Origin of the sequence: Comamonas denitrificans, assembly GCF_017368815.1 — a bacterium.
In the GTDB taxonomy this organism is placed as follows: Bacteria; Pseudomonadota; Gammaproteobacteria; order Burkholderiales; family Burkholderiaceae_C; genus Comamonas; species Comamonas denitrificans.
The window spans coordinates 1-9707 of the sequence record NZ_JAFNME010000053.1; the positions used below are offsets into that span (position 1 = coordinate 1).

9 protein-coding genes and 4 pseudogenes are annotated in these 9707 nt (G+C 57.0%); 2 read left to right on the forward strand and 11 right to left on the reverse strand.

Annotated elements, in window-relative coordinates:
* Positions 1-11 precede the first annotated feature (11 nt).
* A pseudogene (locus J1777_RS13730) lies at positions 12-431 on the forward strand (DUF1016 N-terminal domain-containing protein); the annotation flags it as partial.
* Between the two features lie 48 nt (positions 432-479).
* Here the strand turns inward: J1777_RS13730 and J1777_RS13735 are convergent.
* The 7 genes and pseudogenes from J1777_RS13735 to J1777_RS13765 form a co-directional block, all read right to left on the reverse strand.
* Positions 480-755: pseudogene (locus J1777_RS13735) on the reverse strand (EamA family transporter); the annotation flags it as partial.
* A 38-nt stretch (positions 756-793) separates the two neighbouring features.
* Positions 794-1165, reverse strand: coding sequence for a hypothetical protein (locus J1777_RS13740; protein ID WP_034371149.1), 372 nt, complete (start codon positions 1163-1165; stop codon positions 794-796).
* A gap of 59 nt (positions 1166-1224) precedes the next feature.
* Complete coding sequence (locus J1777_RS13745) at positions 1225-4368, reverse strand: efflux RND transporter permease subunit (RefSeq protein ID WP_207576240.1); 3144 nt, start codon at positions 4366-4368, stop codon at positions 1225-1227.
* Positions 4369-4383: 15 nt separating this feature from the next.
* Positions 4384-5502, reverse strand: a complete 1119-nt coding sequence (locus J1777_RS13750; protein WP_207576241.1) for an efflux RND transporter periplasmic adaptor subunit — start codon at positions 5500-5502, stop codon at positions 4384-4386.
* Complete coding sequence (locus tag J1777_RS13755) at positions 5499-5990, reverse strand: hypothetical protein (protein WP_207576246.1); 492 nt, start codon at positions 5988-5990, stop codon at positions 5499-5501. Before J1777_RS13755 ends, J1777_RS13750 begins: the two co-directional genes overlap by 4 nt.
* Before the next feature lie 116 nt (positions 5991-6106).
* Entirely contained in the window at positions 6107-7366 is a 1260-nt protein-coding gene (locus J1777_RS13760) for a TolC family protein (protein ID WP_341352965.1), read from the reverse strand.
* Between the two features lie 113 nt (positions 7367-7479).
* On the reverse strand, positions 7480-7833 hold the full coding sequence (locus tag J1777_RS13765; RefSeq protein ID WP_207576242.1) for a hypothetical protein: 354 nt from the start codon (positions 7831-7833) through the stop codon (positions 7480-7482).
* 179 nt (positions 7834-8012) lie between these two features.
* On the opposite strand from J1777_RS13765, the pseudogene J1777_RS13770 reads away from it, so the two are divergent.
* Positions 8013-8273, forward strand: a pseudogene (locus tag J1777_RS13770) (IS3 family transposase); the annotation flags it as partial.
* A gap of 35 nt (positions 8274-8308) precedes the next feature.
* Here the strand turns inward: J1777_RS13770 and J1777_RS13775 are convergent.
* The 4 genes and pseudogenes from J1777_RS13775 to J1777_RS13790 all read right to left on the reverse strand — a co-directional run.
* Complete coding sequence (locus tag J1777_RS13775; protein WP_207576243.1) at positions 8309-8479, reverse strand: hypothetical protein; 171 nt, start codon at positions 8477-8479, stop codon at positions 8309-8311.
* Positions 8471-8719, reverse strand: a pseudogene (locus tag J1777_RS14410) (heavy metal-binding domain-containing protein); the annotation flags it as partial. The pseudogene J1777_RS14410 and the gene J1777_RS13775, both read right to left, overlap by 9 nt.
* 191 nt (positions 8720-8910) lie before the next feature.
* Positions 8911-9270, reverse strand: a complete 360-nt coding sequence (locus J1777_RS13785) for a c-type cytochrome (RefSeq protein WP_242700555.1) — start codon at positions 9268-9270, stop codon at positions 8911-8913.
* A gap of 140 nt (positions 9271-9410) precedes the next feature.
* Positions 9411-9707 (reverse strand): hypothetical protein (locus J1777_RS13790; protein ID WP_207576245.1); only part of this gene is annotated, 297 nt, incomplete at its 5' end.

Genomic DNA, 9707 nt, shown 5'->3' on the forward strand with positions numbered 1-9707 from the left:
GAGGTGACAGTATGACAAGGAAGACACCTGTGGCAACGCGGAAGCCCGCCTCCTTACCGGCTGGCTATGCCGGCATCCACGGCGGCATCGTCGAGCTGCTGGATGCTGCGCGTCAGGCAGCGGCGCGTAGTGTCAATGCGCTGATGACGGCCAGCTATTGGGAGATTGGCCGACGGATCGTGGAGGCCGAGCAGAAAGGCAAGCGGCGGGCAGGTTACGGTGAGCAGTTGATGGAGCGCCTGTCCGCCGACTTGACGGCCCGATTCGGGCGTGGGTTAGGTGTCAACAACCTGGAGAGCATGCGGCGTTTCTTCCTCGCATACCCTCAACCACAGATTTCCCAGACACTGTCTGGGAAATTGGGAAATGAGTTGCCTGCAGAGAAATCCCAGACAGTGTCTCGGAAATTCGACCTCTCCGAACGCAGTCAGTACGCCCTCGGCATTGAGCAGCAGAGAGGCATCGGTTGCCGCCATCCCAGACAAGCCTGTCATCAAAAGCAGCGGCCCCATCATGCCGCCTGCTATGACAGCCCCAGCAAGCCATCCCATCTCATTTCGCTTCAGGGCGACTGCGGGAGCTTTCGTAATCAGCCTGTAGATCAGCAGGCCGACACCAGAGCCGAGGTAGAGAATGCCTGCCATCAACCAGGGACTGGCATGCTCCAGCAGCATCTTGACTGCTGGTGTACCTGCTCCAAATAGAACTGCCGCGCCGAGTGCCGCGACAACTCCACGGTTTGCCAAAACATTCATAACTACCTCGTCTTACCTATGCTTTGTCGAGCTGGGTGTTACTTCACCGAAAAACGCACGGTGACAGTTTGGCCTTCAACGCCGGTGATTGCTGCAACAACTTTGCTGCCCTTGGCAACCTTGATGCCCATTGCTTCAAGTTTGTTGCCACCGGCAGGCTTGATGTCGGCTTCAGACTTTTCCGCACCATTGAGCACGGTTAGTTTTCCGCCCATCTTGCTCACGTCAGCAGGATCGTCGTGATCGATTACGTAGATGGCAGCACCATTGGCTTGTGGAACCAGTTCAAAGGACAGATCGCTGGCCGATTGGACAATGCCGCCGTGCTGAGGCTTGGCAGTGCCATGAGCCATGGCGTTCATGCTGATCAGAGAAAGGCCGAGGACAGCTGCAGACAGCAGTTTTTTCATAAATATTCCTAGCTAAAGCGAGGCGCATCAAGGGCTGCGCCTCAAAGCCCGTAATTGCTTTAAAACGCTTCTTGCTGCTCAGGCGTGCCTTCGGTGTCTGGATTTGAAGCCAGAAGCTTTTCGGTGGCTTTTTTGCCGAACGCCAGGTACATCAAAGGGGTCAACAGGGTGTCGAGGAGCGTGGAGCTCACCAGGCCACCGAAGATGACCACCGCGACAGGGTGCAAGATTTCCTTGCCAGCAGCATCGGCAGATAGCAGCAAAGGTGTCAGGGCAAACGCAGCCACCAATGCAGTCATCAGCACAGGCGTCAGGCGCTCCAGGGAGCCTCTGACAACCATTGGCTGGCCGAACTGCTCCCCTTCAAACTTGCAGAGGTTGATGTAGTGGCTCACCTTGAGGATGCCGTTGCGAACTGCAATACCCGTCAAGGTGATAAAGCCCACCATGGAGGCCACGGAGAGCGTGATTCCCGAAAGCCACATGGCAATCACACTGCCCACCAAAGCCAACGGGATATTGGCCATGATGATCAAGGCCAGCGTGGTTGAGCGGTAGCGCGTGTAAAGCACCATGAACACCAATGCCAGAGACATCAGCGAGAGCCACACAATCTTCTGCGTTGCCTGCTCCTGAGCTTGGAACTGGCCTTCCAGGGAGATGGAATTGCCGGTCGGCAGCTGGGTGCGATCTATCGCCGCTCGAATGTCACGCACGATACGGCTCATGTCTGATCCATCCGTGTTGGCATAGACCACGATGCGACGACGGCCGTTTTCCCGGCCGATCTGGTTCGGTCCATCCGTTTCGGAAACCGTCGCAATAGCGGAGACAGGAATCCGGCCAGCTGGCGTGTCGATCAGGGTTCGAGCCAGATCTTGCGGACTGCGACCTTCATCAGGCAAACGCAACACGAGCTCGTAGCGACGCGGGCCATCCACGATCTGTGCACCATGAGCACCATCCGTTAGCGCTTGCAGCACACGAATAGCCTCTCCAGGAGCTAACCCCATCTGAGCTGCCTTCTGATGGTCAAGACGCACAGTAATCTGAGGAATCAGCACTTGCTTCTCGACTGTCAGGTCAACCAGGCCAGGGATGCTCGAAAGACTTTGGCGCATCTGTTCGGCCAAACCACGCAGCGTGTCGGTATCGTCACCAGAAATCTTCAGGGCGATCTGAGCACGGACACCAGACAGCAAGTGATCCAGGCGGTGAGAAATCGGCTGGCCCACAGCGACTTGTGCGGGAAGCACAGACAGCTTTGCGCGAATATCGGCCATCACGGCTTCACGATCACGCTCGCTGCGCTTCAGATCAACGTCGATTTCGGCAGAGTGAACACCTTCTGCGTGCTCATCCAGCTCTGCGCGACCTGTTCTGCGCCCAACCTGGGTGACCTCGGGCACCTCCATGATCAAGGTCTCAGCCAAGGAGCCCATTCGATTGGCTTCTGCCAAGGACGTCCCCGGGTTGAACACCATGCCCAGAACCAGAGAGCCTTCATTGAAGGCTGGCAGGAACGCTCTCGGGAAGAAGGGAACGCTGGCCAGCGCGATTACGACGGCAGCCAAGGCCGCAGCCATCAGTGCCTTGCTTCTTGGGAAAGACCAAGCCAGCAGCTTTTCATCCCATTGCTTGAGGCGTCTGACGATGGGGCTGTCGCCGTGATCAATGCGCTTCATTCTCGGCAAGAGGTAGGAACACAGTACCGGCGTCACCGTCATCGACACCAGCATGGAGGCCAGAATGGAGATGATGTAGGCGATGCCCAGCGGCGAGAACAAGCGGCCTTCGACGCCTGGCAGAGCAAACAGGGGCACGAACACCAGCACCACGATGGCTGTGGCATAGACGATGCCGGAGCGAACCTCCACACTGGCTTTGCGGACAACCTCAAGCGTCGGCATCGGGTGTTCCTGCTCTCGGTTTTGCTTGAGTCTGCGCAGAATGTTTTCTACGTCCACCACCGCATCGTCAACCAACTCGCCAATGGCAATGGCAAGTCCACCCAAGGTCATCACATTGATGGATTGACCCAGCCAGTGAAATACCAGTGCCGTGGCAGCCAGCGACAGCGGGATTGCGACCAGTGAGATCAGAGTGGTTCTGGCTGAGAGCAAGAAGGCAAACAGCACGATGGCAACCATGATGGCTCCATCACGCAGTGCTTCTGTCACGTTGCCAATGGAGGCTTCAATGAAATCCGCCTGTCGGAACAAGGCTCTGGGTTCGTTGATGCCTTCAGGGCGGCCCTTGCTGAGTTCTCGAAGCGCTTGCTCGATGTCACGCGTCACGCGAACGGTATCGGCCTCAGGCTGCTTCTGAACGCTGACGATGACCGCAGGAGAGCCGTTGTAACCGCCGTCACCGCGCTTCATGGCAGGAGCAAATCGGACATTGGCAACCTGCTCCAGGCGGATCGGACGGCCATCTCGCCAGGCCACTGCCGCTGACTGCAGGTCCTCGACCTTGTTGGTGCGCCCGATGTGGCGGATCAGATATTCCCTGCTATTGAGGTCTATGAAGCCACCGCCAGCATTGCCAGCAAACCCCTTGAGAGCCGCTTCCAGCTGAGAAAGGGTGACGCCAAACTGGGCCATCCGGGCGGTGTCAGGCTCGACACGCAATTGACGTACTTCACCCCCGATGGGAATGACTTGCGAAACACCCTGCACCGCCAACAAGCGGGGGCGCAGCACAAAGTCTGCATACTCCCGTGCCTGCATGGGGGTCGCGGCCGATGCGCCTTTTTCGCCCACATTCAAGGGCAAGGCCAGCAGCATGATCTCACCCATGATGGAAGACACAGGGCCCATCACCGGCACCACATCAGCGGGAAGTCGCTCGCGTACGAGCGCAAGCCGCTCCGCCACCAACTGGCGATTGCGGTAGATGTCAGTTCCCCAGTCAAACTCGGCATAGAGAATCGACAAACCGACCCCGGACATGGAGCGCACGCGAGTGACCCCTGGCATGCCATTCAATGCTGTTTCAATAGGGAAAGTCACCAACTGCTCGACTTCTTCAGGGGCCATGCCCCCGGCTTCGGTCAGAACAGTGATCAGAGGTTTGTTGAGGTCCGGGAAGACGTCAACAGGCGTTTTAACTGCCGTGATGATCCCGTAGACCATCAATATCGCAGCGAACGCCAGCACAAACAGGCGGTTATGCAGGCTGTTACGAACAATCCAGTTGAACATATGTCACCTCACAGTTCAGCGGATTTGTGCGATCAGCGCTGCACCTTGAACCACGACCCGGTTTTCATCGCCAAGCCCCTTGGTGACGACGATCCGGTTCGCGTCCAGCGCATGGTACTGCACGGGTTGCGGGATATAGCGCTCTGCACCTGACTTGATCCAGACGACAGGCTCATTGGCCGGATTGCGGGTGATCGCCTGTGCAGGGAGAACAAAGCCTTTGACACTTTGCTTGGAGTTGGCAATCACGGTGACAGGTTGGCCAATAGCAATCGGTAGCTGTTGAGTGCCATCGGACGCAACCGCCTTGAAGGTCAATGGCAACACACCGTCACGCAAGCTTCGACCAGCACCAATGAGCTCCAAACGGACTCCTGGCGTCGCTTTGATCGTTGCTGCACTGACGTTGGCTGCTAGAGCAGGATCGGCCGTTGTGGCCTCCACCATGACCTTGGCTGGATCGGTGATCTCAAACAAGACATCCTTGGATTCGACAACCTGGCCGAGCACCACATTGGCGCTGGCGATGACACCCGAAACCGGTGCGACAACGTTTTCCTTGGCTGCAAGACCGCCACCGATTGCGCTTTCACGTGCCCTCAGGCTTGCAAGCTCTGTCTGAGCTGCTTCAATCTCTTTGCGCGGGACAGTGCCTTCAAGCCCTTTAAGCCGCTCCACACGCTTTTGTGCGATTTCTCGGGCACCTCTGAGTTCGGCCAACTGGGCACGCTGTCCTGACAAGGCAAGTGGCTCTGCGTGATGGGCTACGACCGCCAGGACCTCCCCTTTACGTACAGTCTTGCCAGCGAACGGCAAGCCTTGGGCTCCGGCCTCTATCTTTCCGCCCACAACCGTCTGAACCAGGCCACTTGCATTGGGGTCCGCAATGACTTTGGCGGGCAGCTCGGTGGCTGCGCTTGCTTCGGACATCAGGGCAATTTCCGTGCGAATTGCCAATCGACGCTGGGACAGCATGGGCACATTGACGCTGCCATCAGGCAGGCGACTCAAACCTGCTGCCGATGGAGTGGCCGAGGCCGTATCCAGATGCTCTCCGTTGGGGCCATGGGCGCCCGGAGAGGCTTGAGCCATGGTGACGGCCAAGACCGCAGACATGATGACGATGCGTTTCATTGGGCGCCTCCCTTTGCTTCCTTGCTGTTAGAGCCGCGGCCCAAGAGCCATCCCAATCCACCCACTGCGGCCAATGCGGCAATTGCCAATGCGCCAAACAGCAAAGCGTTTTCATCTCCATGAGCATGGGTGGCCTCAGATGCAGCTTGGGTCGCCCCGACTTCCAAAGTGCCGTCCAGCAGGTCAGACTCTTTGCCGTCCAGAATCGTGATCACCAGCGCGTGTGACCCTTTCTTGCCGAGCTCTGCCAAGAACTTCTCGTCAGCCACTGCATAGTCACCCTGGTCCGAGTGATAAAGCGCAGCGGCTTTCAGTTGACCCAGCTCGACTTCCACCTTGGCTTGATCCACGGGCTCATTCGTAGCAAATCGATTAATGAACATCGAAAATTCGCCACCTTGCAAGCGACCAACCAGCTCGTAGTTTTCAGACTTCGCCTCGAACCTGGGTGCAGATGAAGTGGCCCCTGCCGTGGGTGCTGCGTCCAGATGCTCTCCATTGGGACCGTGTGCACCAGGGGATGCCAAGGCGATCCCCGTAGAAAGGGTGAAGCCACCCACTAAGAGCACGCGTCTGATAACGCGAGAAATTGAAAATGGGGAAGTCATGGCAGTTGTCCGTAGGCTTGTTGAAGACGCGCACGTGAGAGGCCAAATGCAGCCTCCTGGCGAGCAGCGCTGTAGGCGGCTTGAGCTGCGGCACTGGCTGCGCGCAGGAGCTCTGGGAGAGATGTTTCGCCTGCGTTGAATGAGGCGCGAATCAGCCTGGCTCGTTCGTTAAGCAATGAGGCCTTTTCACGCTCGGTCTGCAACTGCAACTGACTTGCCTCTGCTGCAGCCTTGGCGTTTTCCATGCGAGCATGCAGCTGAGCGCGAAGCACCTGCTCCTTGCTTTGAGCTACCTCCAGCTCAGTCAAGGCGGCAGCTTGCAATGGCGCATTTCTATCGTCAGTGCCAAACGGGATACGCACGGCAAGGCCCAAGCTGTAGGCAGAACCCTGGCCACGAGCCGGTATGTCCTGCCTGAGCTTCGTGATCAGCTCTGGAGCACTGCGATTCGATTTGGCAACTAAGTTCACACGCTTGCGTGCCAGGTCTACCTGCTGTTCCGCACGCAACAACTCGGGATGCTCGGCCAACTGACGAGGAGACGGGCTTTCAACACTTGCCAACGTAGCGTCAGGTGTCTGAGCCAACCCGGTCAGGGATGTCCAATGGCGCTTTGCTGCTTCAAGCTGGGTTTCAGCCTGTGACTGAGCTGCTTGAGCGCTTAAAAGCTCACCTTTGGCTGCTAAGGCATCTGCTCTTGCCAGATCACCAGCTTGGACACGTTTGTCCACATCAGATGCGATGGCCGCAAAAGTGCTGGTCTGTTGCTTCGACAGCGATTGGTTGGCCTGCAGCTCTGCAATCTGCCAATGCAACTCACGGACGACCTCTGCAACACGCAGTTTTCCCTCTGTTTCAGACAACTGAGAGAGAGATGACAGCGAATCTGCAGCTTGCTGTTTGGCGCTTTTCTGGCCAGGAAGCCAGAGAGGGACTGCCAATGCGACTTCTGTCTCGCGGGCACCGTTGTTGCTTTGAAGGCGATCATTTCGGTGACTCAACTCCACTGAGGGAGGTGCCGCCCAGAGAGCGTTTGACGCTTTCTTTTCTGCCGTGGCCTGTCGAGAAATCCCTGCCGCTTCAGCAGAGGCAACGGCGCGGTTCCATGCCCCTTCAACGGCAGATGCCAGGGTTGGTTTTTGAATGTTGCTGCTCAAATTGGGCGCAGCAACGCCTTCCATCGGCTGTGCATAAGAAGTGCACGCCAACGTCAGCCCTGCAAGGATGCAGAGCTTCCATTTGAATTTGGGGTTCACAAAGCCTCTAAATGCTCTGGGTACATAGCAAGACCGTCGCGAGGTACTGCGACAGATATGACATGCACGAACGAAGGGATGGCTTCAGACGGATGAAGCCGACCTAAAGAGAGCTAGGCTGTGAGCCTGGGAGGCCGTCGAAGACCTTCCAGGATGGGGTGTGGGAGTATGGAGTCGAGGGCTGCACTGGGTGGAGAACTTCCCCAGTCGGGCGCAGGAACGCTCAAGGTGAAAGCTTCAACCGCTGCAGCTGGCATCCCATTGGCCATCATGTGCAGTTTGGAATCAGAGGATTCATCAAGCTCAACCGCACCATCGTCATTGTGATGGTGACCTTCCTGTTGAAGATGCATCGCCGCATGCTCAAGTGCTTCATGAGACGCAAAAACAGGCATCTGGCCAGCCACAGCAAGGGCTTGCCAGAAGACGCTCAGCATCACGAAGAACATGGCCAGACGGCGGGTCATAGTTCTGAAATTATATGTGGGAGATATCACCCACGATCTTTATGGACGCTGCGAAATTGTTTTACGCGAGGCCACATCAGCATTGCTCATCTAACCTGAATTGAGTATGCCTCCTTTGAGGCATAAAGCTGCCGCTCGAAAAACAGTCATGAGAGTCTGCTTCTGGCTGCGGATTCAACTGGTCGCGGGTGCACGATGCAAAGTTGGTTCGTTCAATGTCCCGCAAAGGGTGCTCACCAGACAATGCAGCATGCGAAGGCTTCTTTGGACGGCTGAAAATGGAGTTGTTCTATCCCGGCAACTGGCAATCAACGACGATTGAGCAGTTCATTGAAGCCGTCGATACTTACATCCGTTGGTACAACGAAAAGCGCATCAAGGTATCTCTGGGGCGTTTAAGTCCTGTGGAATACAGGCAAAAACTTGGCCTAGCCACATAAACCCAGTCCAAGTTTTTATCCGCACCCCCTGCGGGTCAGTTCTGCGTGGAAATCAACAACATGGGGCAGGTATAGATTGTGCCAGCCGGCATTTCTGCGGCCTTGTCGGTGGTCGCCCCGGGCTGCGCATGGCCCTGCGCATGGTGGGCGTGATGATGAGCACCATCAGTTCCGTCCTTGGCCTGGTCTTCCAACACCAGGTTCATTTGGCACTTGGGGCAGCGCCCTGGGTGATCCTGGCGCACTTCAGGGAGCATGGGGCACACATAGAGCGCGCCGGCATTTTATGTACCGACCGGTGCCTCGCTCACCCTATAGCGCACAGGGTCTGCAATGAACTTGTCGCGGCAGTGCGTGCTGCAAAAGCGGTAGTGATGATCGTCATGCATGGCCTGATGAGGCGATTGGGAGGTCACGCTCATACCGCACACAGGATCCTTCAAGTCGTCCGCCTTCGGTGAGATGTCGTCAAGGGCAGCCGACTGGCCCCCGAGGGCTGGTGATGTGGGTGATGGGTGATGGTTCATGTCAATGCCTTTCAAGACGCTTGTTCTATTTTTTGCCTTCCCATGATGTCAAGGTCAAGTCTTTCATCATGTTGAAGCGATTCAGTCTGCTTCTGCCGTCGTCCCGACAGCTAGCGAGGCAGGGACTTGCGGTATTGGGCGTTGATCTCGTCATGGCGCTGCTGTACCTCCAGCGGCCATTGCGCTTTGATCCAGGACAGCACGGCCACGATCTCGTCATCGCTCAACACGCCGTCGTAGACCGGCATGGCGGTGCGATAGTCAGGCTGGTCGATGAGCTTGGCAACGCCATGCTTGGTGATGGCAAAAAGTTGCGCATCAGGATGGTGCCAGGTGTGGCCGCTGGGATCGTGCGGCGGCGCAGGAAGCAAGCCATCCGATCCGCGATCACGCCAGTTGGGCTGGCCTTCGCCCTTGGTGCCGTGGCAGGCGACACAGTTCTGAGCGTATATGCGAGCGCCTACTTGCAAGACCTGAGGATCATCAGGACGCAAGGTATGCGTCAACGCTGCCTCCCGCCTGCCACCGGCACTCAAGAAGAAATAGAGGATTCCAGCCACCACGAGCAAGACCAATCCCCCTCCCACGCCAAGGACAAGTGGTCTCAATTTCATTTCAAATTCTCCGACGCCACGCCTGCGGTCATCGACCGATAGAATGGCGCACGCGCTATCGTAAAAAAAGATTCGTCGCGCGCATTCGGGCTCCGCGCAGGCGAATCGCTGAGTGCCCGCAGATCCCCTATCTGCCCACTTTTTGCATCATGGTTAAACTCGGTCTGGTAATCCCCCCGTAAAACCAGCGTCTTGAGAAGTAGATGCCTCCAAAGGAGAATCTCTACTATGAAGAAGTCACGTTTTACAGACAGCCAAATCATCGATGCGCTCAAGCGTGCAGAAGCTGGCCT